The organism is Aeromonas sp. SE22 (genome assembly GCF_038739755.1).
GTDB classification, from domain to species: Bacteria; Pseudomonadota; Gammaproteobacteria; order Enterobacterales; family Aeromonadaceae; genus Aeromonas; species Aeromonas jandaei.
Map to the genome: position 1 here is coordinate 14,009 of NZ_JBCGFD010000008.1, position 17,389 is coordinate 31,397.

At 55.0% G+C, this 17,389-nt stretch carries 19 protein-coding genes; 13 read left to right on the top strand and 6 right to left on the bottom strand.

Annotation, left to right across the window (positions count from 1 at the left end; genetic code table 11):
- Positions 1-3 precede the first annotated feature (3 nt).
- The 3 genes from AAHA39_RS13375 to AAHA39_RS13385 are packed head-to-tail and all read left to right on the top strand — an operon-like array spanning position 4 to position 2,932.
- Positions 4-1,182 carry an O-antigen ligase family protein gene (locus AAHA39_RS13375; protein WP_342690019.1) on the top strand — a complete coding sequence of 393 codons (1,179 nt, stop codon included), beginning with the start codon at positions 4-6 and terminating at the stop codon, positions 1,180-1,182.
- Positions 1,183-1,184: 2 nt separating this feature from the next.
- The gene (locus tag AAHA39_RS13380) at positions 1,185-1,850 is read left to right on the top strand and encodes a glycosyltransferase family 25 protein (protein ID WP_320657138.1); all 666 of its coding nucleotides are present in this window, start codon (positions 1,185-1,187) and stop codon (positions 1,848-1,850) included.
- A gap of 14 nt (positions 1,851-1,864) precedes the next feature.
- Complete coding sequence (locus AAHA39_RS13385) at positions 1,865-2,932, top strand: glycosyltransferase family 9 protein (protein ID WP_320657139.1); 1,068 nt, start codon at positions 1,865-1,867, stop codon at positions 2,930-2,932.
- A gap of 27 nt (positions 2,933-2,959) precedes the next feature.
- Here the strand turns inward: AAHA39_RS13385 and AAHA39_RS13390 are convergent, their stop codons facing one another.
- Positions 2,960-4,021, bottom strand: coding sequence for a glycosyltransferase (locus AAHA39_RS13390; RefSeq protein ID WP_041209803.1), 1,062 nt, complete (start codon positions 4,019-4,021; stop codon positions 2,960-2,962).
- A gap of 236 nt (positions 4,022-4,257) precedes the next feature.
- Between AAHA39_RS13390 and AAHA39_RS13395 the strand changes: the two genes are divergently transcribed.
- On the top strand, positions 4,258-5,457 hold the full coding sequence (locus AAHA39_RS13395; protein WP_320657150.1) for a 3-deoxy-D-manno-octulosonic acid transferase: 1,200 nt from the start codon (positions 4,258-4,260) through the stop codon (positions 5,455-5,457).
- A 43-nt stretch (positions 5,458-5,500) separates the two neighbouring features.
- Here the strand turns inward: AAHA39_RS13395 and AAHA39_RS13400 are convergent, their stop codons facing one another.
- Positions 5,501-6,040 (bottom strand): hypothetical protein, encoded by a 540-nt coding sequence (locus tag AAHA39_RS13400; protein WP_320657140.1) that lies wholly within the window; start codon positions 6,038-6,040, stop codon positions 5,501-5,503.
- A 271-nt stretch (positions 6,041-6,311) separates the two neighbouring features.
- Between AAHA39_RS13400 and AAHA39_RS13405 the strand changes: the two genes are divergently transcribed.
- The 7 genes from AAHA39_RS13405 to AAHA39_RS13435 all read left to right on the top strand — a co-directional run bounded on the left by AAHA39_RS13405 (position 6,312) and on the right by AAHA39_RS13435 (position 11,317).
- Entirely contained in the window at positions 6,312-7,025 is a 714-nt protein-coding gene (locus AAHA39_RS13405) for a substrate-binding periplasmic protein (protein ID WP_320657141.1), read from the top strand.
- Between the two features lie 74 nt (positions 7,026-7,099).
- Positions 7,100-7,921 (top strand): AraC family transcriptional regulator, encoded by an 822-nt coding sequence (locus tag AAHA39_RS13410; protein ID WP_320657142.1) that lies wholly within the window; start codon positions 7,100-7,102, stop codon positions 7,919-7,921.
- Between the two features lie 40 nt (positions 7,922-7,961).
- Entirely contained in the window at positions 7,962-8,597 is a 636-nt protein-coding gene (locus tag AAHA39_RS13415; RefSeq protein ID WP_041209799.1) for a LysE family translocator, read from the top strand.
- Positions 8,598-8,826: 229 nt separating this feature from the next.
- A complete protein-coding gene (locus tag AAHA39_RS13420) occupies positions 8,827-9,492 on the top strand; it encodes a DUF3313 domain-containing protein (protein ID WP_042029579.1) in 666 nt (221 codons plus the stop codon).
- A gap of 241 nt (positions 9,493-9,733) precedes the next feature.
- A complete protein-coding gene (locus tag AAHA39_RS13425) occupies positions 9,734-10,246 on the top strand; it encodes a cupin domain-containing protein (protein ID WP_071913902.1) in 513 nt (170 codons plus the stop codon).
- A 30-nt stretch (positions 10,247-10,276) separates the two neighbouring features.
- Positions 10,277-10,789, top strand: coding sequence for a cupin domain-containing protein (locus tag AAHA39_RS13430; protein ID WP_156854398.1), 513 nt, complete (start codon positions 10,277-10,279; stop codon positions 10,787-10,789).
- An 81-nt stretch (positions 10,790-10,870) separates the two neighbouring features.
- The gene (locus AAHA39_RS13435; RefSeq protein WP_104016115.1) at positions 10,871-11,317 is read left to right on the top strand and encodes an SRPBCC family protein; all 447 of its coding nucleotides are present in this window, start codon (positions 10,871-10,873) and stop codon (positions 11,315-11,317) included.
- A gap of 98 nt (positions 11,318-11,415) precedes the next feature.
- On the opposite strand, the gene AAHA39_RS13440 is transcribed toward AAHA39_RS13435, so the two are convergent.
- Positions 11,416-11,916, bottom strand: a complete 501-nt coding sequence (locus AAHA39_RS13440; protein ID WP_041209789.1) for a DUF1993 domain-containing protein — start codon at positions 11,914-11,916, stop codon at positions 11,416-11,418.
- A gap of 158 nt (positions 11,917-12,074) precedes the next feature.
- A complete protein-coding gene (locus AAHA39_RS13445; protein ID WP_320657143.1) occupies positions 12,075-12,299 on the bottom strand; it encodes a hypothetical protein in 225 nt (74 codons plus the stop codon).
- A gap of 246 nt (positions 12,300-12,545) precedes the next feature.
- Here AAHA39_RS13445 and ydfZ point away from each other — a divergent pair, with 246 nt between their 5' ends.
- A complete protein-coding gene (ydfZ, locus tag AAHA39_RS13450) occupies positions 12,546-12,743 on the top strand; it encodes a putative selenium delivery protein YdfZ (protein WP_005357022.1) in 198 nt (65 codons plus the stop codon).
- Positions 12,744-13,428: 685 nt separating this feature from the next.
- Positions 13,429-13,959 carry an REP-associated tyrosine transposase gene (locus AAHA39_RS13455; protein WP_320657144.1) on the top strand — a complete coding sequence of 177 codons (531 nt, stop codon included), beginning with the start codon at positions 13,429-13,431 and terminating at the stop codon, positions 13,957-13,959.
- Positions 13,960-14,023: 64 nt separating this feature from the next.
- On the opposite strand, the gene AAHA39_RS13460 is transcribed toward AAHA39_RS13455, so the two are convergent.
- Positions 14,024-14,578, bottom strand: coding sequence for a hypothetical protein (locus tag AAHA39_RS13460; RefSeq protein WP_156854390.1), 555 nt, complete (start codon positions 14,576-14,578; stop codon positions 14,024-14,026).
- Positions 14,579-14,730: 152 nt separating this feature from the next.
- Positions 14,731-16,902 carry a DNA helicase II gene (gene uvrD, locus AAHA39_RS13465; RefSeq protein WP_139410479.1) on the bottom strand — a complete coding sequence of 724 codons (2,172 nt, stop codon included), beginning with the start codon at positions 16,900-16,902 and terminating at the stop codon, positions 14,731-14,733.
- Positions 16,903-17,389: the final 487 nt, after the last annotated feature.

Sequence of the window (17,389 nt, forward strand, 5' to 3'; positions counted from 1 at the left end):
AGCATGGAGCGATTTGCTCTTCTGATCTTTTCATTCACTCTGATTTTTGCATTCAGTGGAATGTTTTTCTTTATTGATGGCAAAACATATCTATCTAACCTCATTGTCGTGGCATCCATAATTGGCATGGTTTCTTTTTACATCCATCGTTATCCGGTGGGGCTTAGAAATCGTTATATAATATTGGTTTTATTATCTTATGCTATTTATATTTTCGTAAATAGACAGCTTCACGGTGACCAATATGGCATTATGCGGAGTATAATATATATTGTATGTTTCTCATTTTTAATGCCGCGGCACATTACTTTGCTCAAAGCTGGTTCTTATGGAATTATTTTTGGTGGATTTGGCTTGGGGGTTATTAGTATATGGCAGTATACTCATGGAGTAGCTAGGGTAGAGGGTTTTACAAACGCGATAATTTTTTCTCAAGCAGCCCTGACATTGGCAATTCTCAATTTTTGGTTTTCGGTTTATTTCTCAGGAAATCGCCTTGAAAAATGGCTTTATATTATTTCGGCACTATTCTCTCTCTGTGCTCTATATCTTTCACAAAGTCGTGGTGCTTGGCTAGCATTCATAGTTGTGATCACATGTGTTTTATTATTTAAAATTCAAAGAAAGCCATTGAAATATATTTCAATCACGCTAGGGTTATTCTTGGTATTCGGAATGCTATGTTTAAACAGCAATATCGTTAAAAATAGAATAGATGCTGGATTTTCTGATGTTGTAAACATGGAAAATGGAAATTACAGTACATCTCTTGGGCTCAGAGCGGTTGCATGGAAAAGCGCTTGGTTGGGGTTTATCGATTCGCCATTAATAGGCGTGGGTACCGATGGTTTTGATGCGTTAAAGCAAGAGCAAGTGAAGCAGGGTCTTGTGCCGCAAGCGTTGCTAAACCCCGAACTTGCGCATTCACACAATCAGTATTTACAGACTTTAGTTATTCGCGGTGGTATAGGATTCATTTTCTTACTGGGTATACTTATATTGCCGGCAATGTTTTTTGCGAAAGAAATGGGGTTTGTGTCTGCAGGCGTCTTTATCCCTATATCATTCGCTGTCGGAGCAGTATTTGATGTGCCTTTCGAACACCAAAGTATGATGTATTTATACTCATTAAGCCTAATATTTATTTTATTTTGTCATGAAATCAAGCAGGATTTATCATAACTATGATTCCCGTATTTATTATTAGTTTGACACGTAGTGCTGACAGGCGGGCGATGGTAGAGAGACAGATGTCTCATTTGGGGATTGCCTTTGAGTTTTTCGACGCAGTTGATGGCAAATCATTACCATCAGATCGCTTAGCGAAAGTGGATTTCAATCTGGCAAGAGAGACTTGCGGCCATGACCTTAGCTTGGGTGAGGTCGGTTGTGCCATGAGTCATATTAATGTATATGAAATGATGGTTGAGAGAAATATCCCTCGTTGTGTCATTTTAGAAGATGATATTTACGTCCACATGCATTTCAAAACTATTGTTAGAGAGATTATTAATAAAAATAATTCTGATATTGTATTTTTGCATCATGGCAAGGCGAAACATTTTCCAATATACTCATCTTTGCCAGAGGGGTACCGTTTGGCAAAATATTTAACACCCAGTAAAAACTCACAAAGAGGAATTATATCTACAGGAGGATATATTCTTACACAGGCTGGCGCTCTCAAGCTGCTGAAGATGGCTTATCCAATCAGAATGCCTGCTGATTATCTCACTGGGCGGCTGCAGTGGAATAAATTGAGAGCCGCTGGTGTTGAGCCATGCTGTCTGGATGTTGGACTATTCCAATCGACTATTGATGACAGAAATTATGGCCAACATATAGAGTGATGGAGGTGATTACTGTGATTAAAACCTTTCAATTATGGAGGGATGTCCTGCGCCGCAAGCTGGGTATTTTACTTTTTGATCGTCATTCATCAGTGAGATCATTATCGCACGGTGCCACTGTTTTTGTTAGGTGGGATGCTAAGCTTGGTGATGCAATCGTCTCTTCCTGGGTGGCAAGGGAGATTAAAAATAAATTTCCTGAGCGAAAAGTCTACGTTATTACCAGCTCTGGTATGGCGCCATTGTTTAGAGACTTTTTTAACTTTGATTGCGTCTTTGAAATACCCAAGAGAGCTGGCTATAGGGAGCTCAAAAAATTAGCCAATGACATGGGGAATGTAGATTATCTTGTGCATTTTAGCCAAAAAATGAAGATGAAGGACCTTTATTTCATCTCCAAAGTTGGGAGCAAAAATGTAGCAGGGATTGATGATGAGCTTGACTGTATTAATATCAAGCTGGGTAAAAAAACTACAGGGATGCACTTTGCGAAGAAATTTAAGGTGCTTTTGGAGCATATGGGGATTGCTAACCCTGATACCAGTTATATAGTGCCTTCGTGTAAGGGTGCTGAGGATTGGGTTGGCTCTTGGTGGCCAAGTAATAAAACGTTGTGCTTCAATCCATATGGCAGTGGGACATCCCGTTGTTTCAGTGTTGAGAAAACCATAGAGTTAATCAACACGATGCTTGATTCATCAAATTACAATATTTGTCTATTGTATCCACCTGGGCGTGAGAGGGACGTTGAACGAGTTTTATCTCATGTTTGTGACCCAGCCAGGGTTGTTATTGATCATGAGAAACCATCTCTTGCTTCGCTCTTTGCACAGACAAGGCATTGTGCCGGTATGGTGTCTGTGGATACTGCTACAGTGCATATTGCAACCGGTTTGAGTAAACCTGTTCTCGGTATTTACAATGATAATTTCGGGATGCCAGAAAATGTGGAGTGGCATCCAAATAATCCTCGCTCAAGTGTTATCTACGCAGAAACCAGGTCTGCACAACAAGACGTAAACTTTATAAACGTTGCTGAATTTAAAATGGCATTTAAAAAGTGGGTGGCTGATTATCTATAGAGAGTTGGGGTTTTCCCCAACTCTTTCTCATAAAGATATAAATTCTTCGGTCACTCTTTCACTAGAAAAAGGTTGATAATAGTTTGAATGAATGGGGATTCTTCTTCGCTCCATGCTTGTAATTGCCATAGCCAGTTCACTGATATCTTCCATCGGGATTAGAAATTTATCGAGTGGTGTTGTCAATATTTCAGCAGGCCCAGATGGGCAATCCACACTGATAACCGGTGTGTGGCAGATAAGTGCTTCAATAAGCACTGTTGGCAACCCTTCTGCATCTGATGTCAGAATAAGCGCTTGGGAAGCTTTGATATAGGGATAGGGATTCTTCTGAAAGTCGATGATCTTCACCTTGTTGGCAAGGTTCATATCCTCGATCATTGCTTCAATTTTCGGACGTAGTACCCCTTTGCCCATCAGCACGAGTGGCGTATCAACGCTGCTTAGCTGGTATGCCTGCAAGAGACGATCATGGCGTTTTCGCTCTTCGAAGGTGCCGACATGGATAAAATACTTGTCGAATGGCTTGCTGAAAGGCTCATTGGCCAACGCCTGAATTTTCTCGATATTAAACGGATTGTAGATAACCTGACACGATTTTGGTGTGGCTTTTACATTTTGTAAAATGTCGTCTGCGATACCACGGGATACGCAGATCAGTTTTTTTCCATTATAGAAGCGCTTGAATTTTTCATATCCCTTGGCATTGTCTTTGGAAAAACCGGTGACATTACCGTGGATCCAGTAATAAATATTCAGTGTTTCAGGAAGGTGTCTGGTAATTTTGTCACATGAACATGAGATGATGACGTCAGGTGAAATATCTTTGATTCTTTTCAGGATCAGTGACGCTTGTATTTTTTCAACCGCAATATTGGATATGGCTTTGGTCAGTTTTGTGACAATGCCAAGATCAATCGGATGGATATTATCGGGCAACGTATGATCTATTTTTTCCCGCAAGGTAAACAAGGTTACATCGGCACCGGCATCTTTTAGCAATGATGCAGTATTGAGCAGAACCTTTTCCGCACCACCACCATACAAGTCTTCAACAATGAATAAAAACTTTTTAACTGGTGGGGTCATAACTGCTCCGCAGGTCTCATAACTGACTGGTAAATCTACTAAAAATGTGAATCGTAAACGAGCAAAATCAGGTGGCAACTGTTAAAGTCGTTAGCAATTTTTTCAATAGGTGTGGATCAATGATTGGTCTTAGTGGGCGCTACCATAACGCATTATTCGCGGCCTGTATATTTGTCGGGCTGCTGCTCTCCTGGTTGTTTTCCGATCACCAACTCCTCACCGGCGATCAGACCCAGATGCTCTACAAGGGTTACCTTGGGGCCTATGAGGGGGTCTGGCTCAGCTATGGCAATGCGGCGAGTGCGGTGGGCAATGTGCCGGGCAGCTTGTCGGCCTGGCTGATCGGTGGGCCGCTGCTGCTGTGGGATTCTCCCTATGCCCCCATGGTGTTGCTGCTGGCGATGCGCTTGGTCGGATTCCTGCTGTTTGATGCTGTGATCCGTCAGGTGTTTGATGACAGGGTGCGCCTGCTGTTTCTGGTGCTCTGCTGGCTCAACCCCTGGTTCCAGTACGAGAGTCTGCTCTACAACCCCTCCTATCTGTTCCTCTTCTCGGCCATGCACTGCTGGTCAGCCTGGCATATGCGCGAGCGGGCCTCCTTCTGGCACATGATCGTGCACCTGCTGGCTATCGGCATGGCGATGCAGTTGCACTACTCCTGGCCGCTGCTGGCGGTGATGTCCACCTATCTCTTCTGGCGCCGCATTCTCAAGGTGAGCTGGAGCGGGGTGGTGGTGGCTGCCCTGCTGATCGGTGCTTCCCTGATCCCTTACGCGATGGAAGTGATGAGCAACAGCCACATCACCCAGAACGTCGATCCCGAGGCGCGGCAGCGCTATATCGGCTGGGGGCTGATGCATGTCTATCCGGTGCTGAAATCAGTGCTCTACTGGCTGCGCTACGGCTCCTGGCTGTTTGCCAGCAAGCTGGTCAACGACACCCAGTTTATCTGGCTGGCGGGGCACGAATACCTGCAGATGGCAGCGATCTGGCTGTGGCGGATCGTGATTTACGGCGTGGGTTCCGCAACTGTGTTGCTGGCGGCCAAGGCCAATTGGCAGCTGTGGCGGGAGCTCAAGCCGCGTCTGCTGCGCAGCGACCGTGCGCCACTGGATGGCGAGAGCTGGCTCGGCCTCTATGCACTGGCGGCGGTGCTGGCGGTGCTGGTGAGTGCAGCCCTGTCACCCATCATCTTCAACTACTGGCACCTGATGCTGATCTTCCCCTACGCATTGTTCCCGATCCTGCTGCTGCTGGTACGCTGGAGCCGTCGTTACCCGCAGTGGGTTGGCAAGGGGCTGCTGGCGGCCGCCCTGTTTTGCACTGCAGTCAACCTGATTGCGGCGAGCGACAGCACCAAGTTCTCTTATCAGGCGGACTACAAAACCCAGGTGCTGGAGTATCTGCAAGAGATGAAGCTGCAACCCAAGCAGTGAGTCATCCACGGCCAGCTCCCCGGTCTCGGGGGGCTGGCTGTCACTATTCGAAACGGTCCATATGGGCGAAGTTTTTTGCTTCGGCAACCCAACCCTCACGTCCTTGCTGGTCACGAATTTTTACCCACCACTGGCTTTTCGGTGTGGCGCCATATTTGATCTGGGTGCGCCCGTAGTCATAGTCCAGCGTGTAGGTCTTGCCCTTGTACCAGAACCGCATCGCCCCTTCCCCGATACTGGCCAGGGTATAGAGCTGTTCGCCCGCTTTCAGGTTGAGTAGCGGGCCCTCACCCTTGTCGTTATAGCCGAGCTTGACCGGTTTCAGAATCTTGACTGTCCCGGCCTTTTCGACGATGACCACGCCGGTCAGTCCCTCGACCTTTTTACCACGCGGTACCTTGAACAGAGCTTTGGCGGTCCAAGAGGGCTCGGCTCTGGCAATCACTTCCTGCTTGGTTGTCCACTGCTGATAGGTACATCCTTCAAAGGGGCAGCCACCCCAGTCATAGTAAGGCACGGACAGTTGTTCACTGGCGCTTGCAGTTGCAGCAAAAAAGGATAAGGCAATCAGTAATAGTCTCATAAAAGTACCACTTAAGAGATGGGTGTGAATTTTGGAGGCAATATACGCAATGATAAAAAGTCTATCAAAACAAAGGGTTTATTGATTTTCATCGCAATAGAACCGGCTGGTGATATCCGGCGGCAAGTTGGGGGCAAGGGGGGAGATAGCCCGCCCTACTGCCTTGTGCCATGCTGATGGCTATCAGGGTATCGGGTCGGCACTTATGGGCATTTCTCTTTCAGGTATGCGTTTGCTGTCAGTGCTCTCGGCACTTGTTCTTCCCTCTATCATGTTCAACTCATCTGTCGCGGCCAGTGCGCCCCTGCGGGGATGTGTTTTCCAGCTGGCTCCACTGGTTTCCATCGATCCGCAGGGCAAGGTCTCCGGGCCGGTGATCGACTATTTCAGACTTCATGTAGAGCCCGTGCTGGGGCGGCCGATCGCATGGCAGGGTCTCAATGTCGCGCGCTTGCTCAGTAATCTAGAAAGTGGTGAATGCGAACTGACGCCGTTGTTGAGCTATACCCCCGAGCGGGCAAAGCACATCCACTATGTCGAGCCTTATCTGTTGTTGCTGCGGCCTGTGCTGGTGGTGCTGGCGCCATCACGGTTGCGGTCGGTCGAGCGGCAGGCGGATCTCTACGGCGCCGCGATTGGCTGGTCGAGTCAGGCGATCGTGCCGCCACTGCTGCAGCATCCTCAGATCCGGATTGATGCTCTCTCCCAGCGTAACTGGGAGCATGGCAACATGCAGAAGCTGGTGCGTGGGCGGATCGATGCCGCGCTCTTTTCCAACGATATCTCGGCCAACTACTTCCGGGCCCAGCAGTCGGTGGCGACCCGTCTCATCTATCTGCCGGTTACCCCGCTGGAAGTGCACATGGCGCTGGCCAAAACGTTGGCGGCGCGGCAGCCCGCGTTGGCGCAGGCGTTGCAACATGTGTTCGAACAGCACCCCCTCGTCTCGCTGGTGGATCCGCCGGCTCGTTTGGGTGGTCGTTGAGCCAGCTGCAACCGCGCGGCCGGAATGCAATAATCTACAAGCTCTCCTGCTTGCTTGCGGTGTATCTATAGCCCATGAGTACTACTGATTCCCTTATCCGCTACTGGCAATCCCCGCACCTGCCGGGGGTCGAGCTGTCACACTCCCATCATCGGGCGTTCAGCTACGGCCGCCATGTCCATCTCGACTACCATATCGGGCTGGTGCAGCGGGGTGGCCAGAAGTTTATCCACAAGGGAAACAGCCACACCCTGGTGCGCGGCGAGCTGTCGACCGTCAACCCGGACGAGGTGCACGACGGCCTCAGCCTGCTACCGGAAGGGTACGAAGTGCGGGTCTTCGCCATCGATCCGCAGCAGCTCTCCCTCTGGCTGCCCGATCAGCCGGAGCCTTTCTTCGACAAGGGATTGCAGAGCCGCCCCGACCTCTATCAGGGCTTTGCCCAGCTGCACAGCTACCTCGACAATCCGCAGGCTGATGGCCTGCTGATCGAGGGACAATTGCTCGCCCTGCTTGGGGAATTGTTGCAACTGGCGCCCGAAGTGCACCAGCTGGCAGATCCCCAGCTGCGCTATCTGCGCGACTATCTGCTGGCCCGGCTCGACGAGCCTCACTCGCTGGAGGAGCTGGCGGGGCTGGTCGGTCTCGATCGCTTCGCCTTTTTGCGCCAGTTCAAGAAGCGCAGCGGCATGACACCCTACGCCTGGCTCAAGCGGCTGCGGCTGGAGCAGGGCAAGCGGCTGCTGGCGAGCGGCATGGTGGTGAGCGAGGTGGCGCTGGCGGTCGGTTTCTTCGACCAGAGCCACTTCCACCACGGTTTTCGCCAGGCTTTTGGCCTGACCCCCGCCGAATTTCGTGCCCAGATGCAATCTTTTACAAGCCGGACTCCCCGCTGATCCGCCATGCTGGCGGCATATCACTTTTTTGAGAGTTGCTATGCTGACCAGTCTTTTCCTTACCCTTGGCCTTATGCACCTGATCGGGCTGGCCAGCCCCGGCCCCGATTTTGCCCTGATCCTGCGTACCAGCCTGCACCGGCCGACAGCCCTTGGCGCCGCGCTTGGCATCTCGCTCGCCATCATGGTGCACGCCACCCTCAGCCTGACCGGCATCAGCATGCTGATTGCCAACAATCCCATGCTGTTTATGGTGATCAAGTGCGGCGGCGCCCTCTATCTGGGCTGGCTGGGCTGGGGCGCCCTGATGGCGGCCCGCCAGCAGAGCAGCACCGTGATGCAGAGCGCCGCCAGCGAGCTATCAGGTTGGGGCAAGGGCGTACGCGCCGGTATCGCCACCAACCTGCTCAACCCCAAGGCGCTGGTGTTCTTTATCGGCATGCTGGCGGCCATGGTGTCACCAGAGGTGGATGGAGTGACCCGCAGCCTGCTGGTGGTCGAGCTCTTTATCATCTCGGTCTGCTGGTTCGGCATGCTGGCCTGGAGCCTCTCCACCTCCCGCGCCCAGCAGTTGCTGCAACGGGTGCAGCGACCACTCAACCTGGTCACCGGCGTGTTGTTTGCGACGGTGAGCCTCTCCATTCTGGCCAGCATGGGCGTCGAGCTTATCGCCTGACAGAGAGGAGGTGGGGGATCCGTCCCCCGTCTCCCTGCACCGATTGTGGACATTTCCCCCATTTCCGTATGACAACTTGGATGGCGCCTGAACATTCGGTAGATGGCGCTTGTGAGATAGGGGGGAAATAGGGTATTTCTCTGGGGGAATCGGAGGCAACCAGCACGGGATCGCCCGCCGTGTAGAGCAAAATCCACAGTAAAAACAATCGGTCAATGCAGGAGCAAATATGAAAAAGGTCGTGATGGTTGCCATGGCGGCGGCCCTTCTGGGCGGCTGCGCCGTAAAAAATCAGGTCTCCTACAGCTTGCAGTCGCTGCAAACTGTTCCCTTCAGCGCCTTCCAGCCGAACGAGAGCAACCCCAACCAGCGGGTCTACAAGGAGCCGGGCGTTGATCTGCGCCAGTACAATGAGGTGCTGCTCGATCCGCTCCAGTTTATCCGACAGGAGAATGGCCAGTGGTATCTGCTGACCGCCAACGAACAGAACCAGATTGGCCGCTACTACCACGACAAGTTCCAGAGCGAACTGATCAAGCACGGCGTCAAGATTGCCACCGCCCCCGGCCCGAAAGTGATGCGGATCCAGGCTGCCGTCACCAACTTCGACCTGACCCGCCCCGACCCGAAACTGCGTGACCTGATGCCGGCCAAGATCGCCATCAACGTTACCCGCGAAGTGATCGGCAAGGAGCCCTACCTGCTCAAGGTGGGCAGCATGGCCCAGTTGCTCGACTCCCAGAGCGGCAAGCTGCTGGTGCGGGTGATGGATGCCCGCGAGACCCCGGACACCACCCACAAGGATTCGCCCATCACCGCCGAGGAGATGGAGAAGATGATCGACCAGTGGGCGGCCAACCGCGCCAAACAGCTGGCCGACAATCTTGGCAAGTAAGCTCGGCAAGTAAGCACCGACATCATCGAGAGGGGAGCCAGTGGCTCCCTCTTTTTTTGGCCCGCTGGCGGGCCGCCGCCATGGCTCGCAGCCCTTGCCAGTCGGGCGCTCAGCCCGTTGCCGAGTCCGCCACCACACCATCCGCTGTGCAACGGGCCGACCGATTTCTGCTTTTCTCCCCCACATTTTGGCAGTTAGGATGACCCTTCCGTGACCACCCCCTCATAGAAAAGGAATCGCTATGACCCGTCACCCCAACATCAAACACTGGCGCGAGCTGCAAGAGCCGGAGCCGGGATGCTATCCCGGTAGTCAGGAACAGATGTCCCTCGGCAGCGCACTGGGCAGGCACTTTGGCTTTAGCCGCATCGGTATTCACCACGAGCTGGTGGCGCCCGGCCACCGCACCAGCTGGCCCCACGCCGAAAAGACCGAGGACGAGTTCGTCCACGTGCTGGAAGGCACCCCCGATGTCTGGCTCGACGGCGTGCTCTATCGGCTGCAACCGGGCGACTCGGTCGGTTTCAAGGCCGGTGACGGGCTGGCCCACACCTTTATCAACAATACCGATGAGCCGGTGCGATTGCTCTGCGTAGGTGATCGGGATCGCGCCGACAACCGCATCCACTATGCCTTGCACCCCGAGTACAACCGCCAGATTGGTGCACGCCATTGGGATGACGTGCCCGAGCGGGAGCTGGGTGCTCACGATGGGCTGCCTGACCGGCTGCGCGAGCGCAACGGCCCTTTCTAACTGCCCCTCATAGCATCATAAGGAACCACTATGAACCGCCACCCCTGCATCAAACACTGGAGCGAGCTGCAAGAGCAGGAGCCGCGCTACTACTCCGGCAGTCAGGAGCCCCTGTCGCGCGGTTGCGCCCTCGGCAAGCACTTTGGCTTCAGCCGCATCGGCATCCACCACGAGATCGTCGAGCCCGGCCATCGCACCAGCTGGCCCCACGCCGAAAAGACCGAGGACGAGTTCGTCCACGTGCTGGAAGGCACCCCCGATGTCTGGCTCGATGGCGTGCTCTATCGGCTGCAACCGGGCGATTCGGTCGGCTTCAAGGCCGGTGACGGGCTGGCCCACGCCTTTATCAACAACACCGAAGAGATTGTCCGCCTGCTCTGCATCGGCGATACCGACCGGGAGGATAACCGCATCCACTACGCCGTCCATCCCGAGCGCAACATCACCCTCGGCAAGCTGCACTGGGACGACGTACCCGCACGCGAGCTGGGCGATCACGACGGTCTGCCCGACAAGCTGCGCGAGAGTAACGGCCCCTTCTAGCGCAGAGTGATGGCCATCCGATGGGGTGGCTTTTCGCGCTGGCGACTATCCTTTGGGACTCAATCCAGCAAGGAGGTGAACATGACAACAGGAACAGTGCGACTTCATCGCGTCATCAAGGCGCCGCCGATGCGGGTCTATCGGGCTTTTACCGAGGCGCAGGCGCTGGCCAAATGGCTGCCGCCCCACGGTTTTACCTGTCAGGTGGAGCATCTGGATGCCCGGGTTGGCGGCTCGTTCCGGATGTCCTTCACCAACTTCGCCAGCGGCCATAGCCAGACCTTCGGCGGCGAATACCTCGAACTGGTGCCGGGCGAGCGGATTCGCTACACCGATCGCTTCGATGAGCCCGGTCTCGCCGGGGTGATCCATGTCTCCATCATCCTGACCGCGGTGAGCTGCGGCAGCGAGCTGGCGGTGGTGCAGGAGGGGATCCCCGCCGCCATCCCGCTGGAGATGTGCTATCTCGGCTGGCAGGAGTCGCTGACCCAGCTGGTGGCGCTGGTGGAACCGGATATCCCCGCTTAATGGCCGGTGGCGGGCCGGGGATTCACCCGCTCGCCAGCCGCTTGCAACAAAAAGAGCCTGCCAGATGGCAGGCTCTCTTCATTCTGGTCGGGGCGACCTTATTGCATATTGAGCCCGCCCAGATAGTCGCGCTTGCCGAGATCGACCCCGGCGCGGCGCAGCAGGGCGTAGGCCATGGTGAGGTGGAAGTAGAAGTTGGGAATGCCGTACTCATGGACGCAGGTATGGCCATCCATCCCCTTGCCGCCCGCCCAGTGGGGCACGTAGCGACCGCTGGCGTACTGGCTGTAGTCCGCGTCCAGCTTGCCTTGCAGATAGGTGATGGTCTTGCCGATATGGGCGCGCAGATCCGCGATGGTCTTGGGCTCATCGCCCATGGCCGGCAGCTCGCTGTGGCTGGCGGTGGCGACCACGGAGCGGGCTGCATCGCAGCAGATCAGCACCTGCTTGCTGAAAGGCAGCATATCGACGATCAGCCGATCGCCGAAGAAGTTGTCCACGTTGAACTGCTTCGCCGCGGCATGGGCCTCGGCCTTGGCCAGACAGTGATCCAGATTGGTCAGCATCTTGATGAACTGGGCGGTGATATCGCGATTCATGAGCACTCTCCATCTTGTTGAAACAGCGGCCCGCGTGCGCGGCCACGGTGAATGAGACTGGCTAATCGGCCACCAATATACCCCAACCGCTGCCGGGTTCGAGCCCGGCGCGCACAAAAGAGCGGGGCAGGGGTCTGTGATACGACAGGAGGTGGCGATCAGCGGGCGGCGCGCTGCCAGAGCAGGGTCAGGCCGATGCCAAGCACCACAATGACGCCGAACACGAACTCCAGCCCGTCGGGCGAATCCCGGGTGCGGGCAACCAGAGCACAAGCGCCAAGGGTGCAGAGAAGCCCCACATAGACCCGCCAGAAGCGCGGGAAGTCGGTAATGAAATCGACAAGGTCGAGCAGGTCGTCGAGCAGTTGCAGCAGTGACATCATCCTCTCCGGTGGCGCCGTCGTACCAATTTCCCCTCAGCTTGGCACGACGGGGTGGCGAGCGATATCCGCGCGCGTGATAGCCAGCCGGGCCAACGCAGGGGGCGGTCGCTGCAACGCTGACTTTTTCGCCCTGTGAGTCCCTCTCTGTCCCTTTTTTGATCTGTGACATAAATCACCTTTTTTCAGAGGCGTAGGCTGATCCCGCTGCCCGGAGCACCCACCCGGGTACAAGAAAAGGAGAGTGTAATGAAGATCTATGACCGGAACCGAAATGTGCTGAACCAGGGTCAGCGTGTCATGATTGCCGCCACCGGCGCCGTCGACTTCCTGAAAGAGGCTCATACCGACAACATGACTCCCTATCAGGCGGAGCACGAGAAGTGCGTGCTGCTGGCAAACTCCGGTGAGCGCTACGCCCCCATCGAGTTGATTAGACTAGGCTGATCCCTTTCCCTGTCACCCTACTCTTTACAATTCACCCGGCCGCCACGCCTGACGGCCGGGTTTCTGATCTCCCTTCCTCTATTGCCGCCATCTCGTTTGGCCACTCTCTCTGCCGCTGCACACCGAATGCTCCCCGTCTATCACCGCTAGTCATCTTGCTGTTGTTGCTCCCTCGCCCTGTGGGAGAGGGTCGGGGTGAGGGAATCGGTTGTCACGAGCTGACCGGGGTTGCACCCTCGTCTTGCGGGAGAGGGCTGGGGTGAGGGCATTGCTTGCCACCCACTGGCCGCCGCTATCATCCGCCCGCTAACCCATCCCCTCTCACCACCCTATGGATCGATCGGCCAACCCCTTGTTGGCGCCTGTGATGACAGCCCCGAGCCTGAGTGACAGCCAAAACGGTTTGTATAAATTTAATTTATAGGTTTTGCGAAAATGCCATCGTTTTGTCTTATACAGGCAGGCGGCAAGCCACACGCCCCGTTTGGCCCCCAGTGGGGCGCTGGAGGGCAATGGCCGATTTGAGATAACGGGAATGGCTCGAAGTAAAAGGGATATGTAGGTTCGATTAGCGAAGCGTAATCGGACGATCGCGCAATGGAACATCCGCACCATCACGACCCGCAAGCAGATCGACGTGAGGCAAGACTATGCTTGGCTTTTCGGTCTCAACGAGGGGAAAAGGATGGCCAATTGGCGGCGGGCATGGTGGCCCGGAGGAGCCTGGTTCTTCACCGTCAACCTGCTGGAGCGGCGCAACAACCGGCTGCTGGTGGAGCAGATCGACCTGCTGCGTCAAAGTGTTGCCAAGGTGCAACAGGCTCACCCCTTCGCCATTCATGCATGGGTGGTGTTGCCCGACCATCTCCACTGCATTCTCTCTTTGCCGGAGGGGGACACCGATTTCCCCCTGCGTTGGCGGCTGATCAAAAGCCACTTTTCCCGCGCCTTGCCGGTAAACGAGCGGCGCAGCCAGACCCGGTTACGCCACGGGGAGCGGGGCATTTGGCAACGCCATTATTGGGAACACCTGATCCGGGATGAGCAGGATTACCGCCACCATATGGATTACGTCCATATAAACCCGCTCAAACATGGTCATGTCACGCGGGTGGCCGATTGGCCATATTCCACCTTCCATCGTTACGTGGCGAGTGGCGTCTATCCACCGGATTGGTGCGGGTCGGTGGATGGGGCGTTGGGGGGATTGGAGTAAACCTCTAAAAGGGTTGTTCCGTTGTTAGTGTCCGATTACGCGAACGTCTTACGCGATCGTCCGATTACGCTTCGCTAATCGAACCTACAGACCTATTTATCTTTAAGGTACGCATGAATTCCAACGTGTCTAAAAATAAATCAGAAAGTTCTTGTCGAGAAATCACCATATCTTCATTAACTTGCCAAGCTATACCGACATCATAATCAAAGCCTGGATACGATATCTGGAAGTCTGTTTTCTTGTAGTCTCTAGCTGGTTCCAGTTTTGCCAGTGGTATTCGCAAACGCGCGAATCGGGTTCTTGCATCCTGGAATCGATGCAATACTACTACTGGGTCATCACTTTTTTGTTCTTTAAGGAGCTGAGTTAGCGTTCGCACAACCTCATACGCCCCCAAAATCCATAAATAAGAATGTGTAAGATGACGTTGTATCAAGTCATAATCGTTATTGGCATCACCACCATTCTTGTATTTTTGAACCAACTCAAAATCTATCTTGCATAGGTTTGCATCCATTTCGCCAAGATTTTGCACAAGGCTCATTAAAAAAGGCTCAAACCTGATCAATCCAATTGATACTTTAAGCCAGCGTTCGAAACGTAATTCACTATTCATTATCTACTCCGTGGAAATGGAAATTTAAAAACTCCGTAGGTTCGAATAGCGAAGCGTATTCGGACGATCGCGTCATTAAAACTATCGCTATGAACGCTAGATAAAAACCAACCCGGCCTAAGCCGGGTTGATTGCATCAAGAACGGGAAAAATCAGAGCGCTTCCAATCTGGCATATGCCGTCACCAGCCACTTGGCGCCGACGTCGTCGAACTGGATCTGCACCCGGCTCTGCTGGCCGACCCCTTCGAAGTTGAGTACCACCCCTTCCCCGAATTTCGGATGGAGCACCCGCTGGCCGAGCTTGATGCCGCTGGCGTCGAAGCTTTGCTGCACCTCGTTCTGGCTAAAGCGGCCGTACTGGGTGGGGCGGCTGACCTGAGTGCGCAGCCGGATCTCTTCCAGACACTCGGCGGGCATTTCGCGGATAAAGCGGCTCGGCTTGTGGAACATCTCGCGGCCGTAGATGCGGCGGCTCTCGGCATAACAGATGTAGAGCTTCTCCATGGCGCGGGTCATGCCGACGTAACAGAGGCGGCGCTCCTCTTCCAGCCGGCCCGACTCCTCGGTCGATTGCTGGCTGGGGAACATCCCTTCCTCGACGCCGACCAGCAGCACCAGCGGGAACTCCAAGCCCTTGGCGCTGTGCAAGGTCATCAGCTGCACCGCATCGGCATATTCGTCGGCCTGATTCTCGCCGGACTCCAGCGCCGCGTGGGCGAGGAAGGCGGAGAGATCGCTCATATCTTCCAGCTCGTCCGGGCGCTGGTACTGGCGGCAGGCGGTGACCAGTTCGTCCAGGTTCTCTACCCGCGCCTGGGATTTCTCGCCCTTTTCCGCCAGATACATCGCCTTGAGGCCGGAGTTCTGGATGGCGATATCCGCCTGCTGGTGCAGCGGCAGCATGGAAACCTGCTCCTCCAGCGCGTCGATCAGCTCGACAAAGCCGCGCACCGCGTTGCCAGCGCGACCGGTCAGTACCTTGTCATTGAGCAGCGCCTTGGCCGACTGCCACAGGTTGAGCCCCTGATCGCGGGCGTTGCCGCGCAGGATCTCGAGGGTGCGATCGCCGATGCCGCGGGTCGGGGTGTTGACCACCCGCTCGAAGCTGGCGTCGTCACCACGGTTGTTGATAAGCCGCAGGTAGGCCATGGCGTCCTTGATCTCTTGCCGCTCGAAGAAGCGCAGGCCGCCGTAGATGCGATAGGGCATGGCATCCTGCATCAGCGCCTCTTCCAGCACCCGCGACTGGGCGTTGGAGCGATAGAGGATGGCGCAGTCGGCCAGGAGGCCGCCCTTTTCCTTCCAATCCTTGAGGCGGCCGACCACGAAGCGCGCTTCGTCCACCTCGTTGAAGGCGGCGTACAGCGAAATCGGCTCGCCCTCGGCCCCTTCGGTCCACAGCTCCTTGCCAAGGCGCTCGGCGTTGTTGGCGATGACGCTGTTGGCGGCTTTCAGAATATTGGCGGTGGAGCGGTAGTTTTGTTCGAGGCGAATGGTCTCGGCCCCCTGATAGTCGGTCAGGAAGCGCTGGATGTTCTCGATCTTGGCGCCGCGCCAGCCGTAGATGGACTGGTCATCGTCGCCGACGATCATCACCTTGCCGCTGTTGCCCGCCAGCATCCGCAGCCAGGCGTACTGGATGCCGTTGGTATCCTGAAACTCGTCCACCAGGATGTTCTGGAAGCGGTCGCGGTAGTGCTCGAGGATGTGCGGTTTGTTGAGCCACAGCTCGTGGGCACGCAGCAGCAGCTCGGCAAAGTCCACCAGTCCAGAGCGATCGCAGGTCTCCTGATAGGTCTTGTAGATCTGCTGATAGGTGCGGGTGACGGGGTCGCCGTAGAGGTCGATGTCGCCGGGGCGCAAGCCTTCATCTTTCTTGCCGTTGATGTAGCCCATCACGGCGCGCGGAGCCCAGTGCTTCTCGTCCAGATTGAGCGCCTTGAGCACCCGGCGGATCAGCCGGTACTGGTCGTCGGAGTCGAGGATCTGGAAATCCTGCGGCAAGCCCGCATCCAGATGGTGGGCCCGCAGCAGGCGGTGGGCGATGCCGTGGAAGGTGCCGATCCACATGCCGCGCACGCCGTCGCCGATCACCTTCTCGACCCGGCCGCGCATCTCGGCCGCCGCCTTGTTGGTAAAGGTGACCGCGATGATGGAGAAGGGTGAACAGCGTTCCACCTGCATCAGCCAGGCGATACGGTGCACCAGTACCCGGGTCTTGCCCGAACCGGCACCGGCCAGCACCAGCAGGTTGCTGCGGGGCGCCGCAACGGCATCTCTTTGCTTGTCGTTGAGCCCGTCGAGCAGGGTTGAAACGTCCATCACCACTCCTGTTTATTTATACAGGCGGCGATTATACGGCCATCCCCCCGTCAGACCAACTGCAAACTCCGCACGACGGGCAGGCGAGGGGAGTCAGGCAGGGCGGCTGCGCCGGTTTCTGGTCGGTAAAATGGTTGTGGGGAGGGGATGGTTTCCAGCTGTAGCCAGCGGCCGGATGGCGCGCCGTGCGGTTATTTTGCGAGCCGGATCACGGGGCGATGGGTGGGGCGGATGCCCAACCGGGGAAAACGGTTTAGAGTAACCAATTGAACAATAAGAGAAATGTCGTTTGGGTCTCTGAATTGTCAGCATAAACAACTGAAAAGCAGCTAAAAAACAACTGCTTATAAGGTTATTTGCTTATAATTCAAACCGTTAACGCAAACGTTTTTCCCTTATCATTTGCTTGACCCGCACCGGGGCTGACTTAGAGTAACCCTGCGTGCTAGATGACCCGCTTCGGCGGGCAAGCAAGTTCCCTCACTTA

Bases quoted from the DNA above. Each gene is read 5' to 3' on its own strand.
- AAHA39_RS13375 (WP_342690019.1), top strand. From the start codon at position 4: ATGGAGCGATTTGCTCTTCTGATCTTTTCATTCACTCTGATTTTTGCA.
- AAHA39_RS13380 (WP_320657138.1), top strand. From the start codon at position 1,185: ATGATTCCCGTATTTATTATTAGTTTGACACGTAGTGCTGACAGGCGG.
- AAHA39_RS13390 (WP_041209803.1), bottom strand. From the start codon at position 4,021: ATGACCCCACCAGTTAAAAAGTTTTTATTCATTGTTGAAGACTTGTAT.
- AAHA39_RS13395 (WP_320657150.1), top strand. From the start codon at position 4,258: ATGCTCTACAAGGGTTACCTTGGGGCCTATGAGGGGGTCTGGCTCAGC.
- AAHA39_RS13400 (WP_320657140.1), bottom strand. From the start codon at position 6,040: ATGAGACTATTACTGATTGCCTTATCCTTTTTTGCTGCAACTGCAAGC.
- AAHA39_RS13405 (WP_320657141.1), top strand. From the start codon at position 6,312: ATGTTCAACTCATCTGTCGCGGCCAGTGCGCCCCTGCGGGGATGTGTT.
- AAHA39_RS13410 (WP_320657142.1), top strand. From the start codon at position 7,100: ATGAGTACTACTGATTCCCTTATCCGCTACTGGCAATCCCCGCACCTG.
- AAHA39_RS13415 (WP_041209799.1), top strand. From the start codon at position 7,962: ATGCTGACCAGTCTTTTCCTTACCCTTGGCCTTATGCACCTGATCGGG.
- AAHA39_RS13420 (WP_042029579.1), top strand. From the start codon at position 8,827: ATGAAAAAGGTCGTGATGGTTGCCATGGCGGCGGCCCTTCTGGGCGGC.
- AAHA39_RS13425 (WP_071913902.1), top strand. From the start codon at position 9,734: ATGACCCGTCACCCCAACATCAAACACTGGCGCGAGCTGCAAGAGCCG.
- AAHA39_RS13430 (WP_156854398.1), top strand. From the start codon at position 10,277: ATGAACCGCCACCCCTGCATCAAACACTGGAGCGAGCTGCAAGAGCAG.
- AAHA39_RS13435 (WP_104016115.1), top strand. From the start codon at position 10,871: ATGACAACAGGAACAGTGCGACTTCATCGCGTCATCAAGGCGCCGCCG.
- AAHA39_RS13440 (WP_041209789.1), bottom strand. From the start codon at position 11,916: ATGAATCGCGATATCACCGCCCAGTTCATCAAGATGCTGACCAATCTG.
- AAHA39_RS13445 (WP_320657143.1), bottom strand. From the start codon at position 12,299: ATGATGTCACTGCTGCAACTGCTCGACGACCTGCTCGACCTTGTCGAT.
- ydfZ (WP_005357022.1), top strand. From the start codon at position 12,546: ATGAAGATCTATGACCGGAACCGAAATGTGCTGAACCAGGGTCAGCGT.
- AAHA39_RS13455 (WP_320657144.1), top strand. From the start codon at position 13,429: ATGGCCAATTGGCGGCGGGCATGGTGGCCCGGAGGAGCCTGGTTCTTC.
- AAHA39_RS13460 (WP_156854390.1), bottom strand. From the start codon at position 14,578: ATGAATAGTGAATTACGTTTCGAACGCTGGCTTAAAGTATCAATTGGA.
- uvrD (WP_139410479.1), bottom strand. From the start codon at position 16,902: ATGGACGTTTCAACCCTGCTCGACGGGCTCAACGACAAGCAAAGAGAT.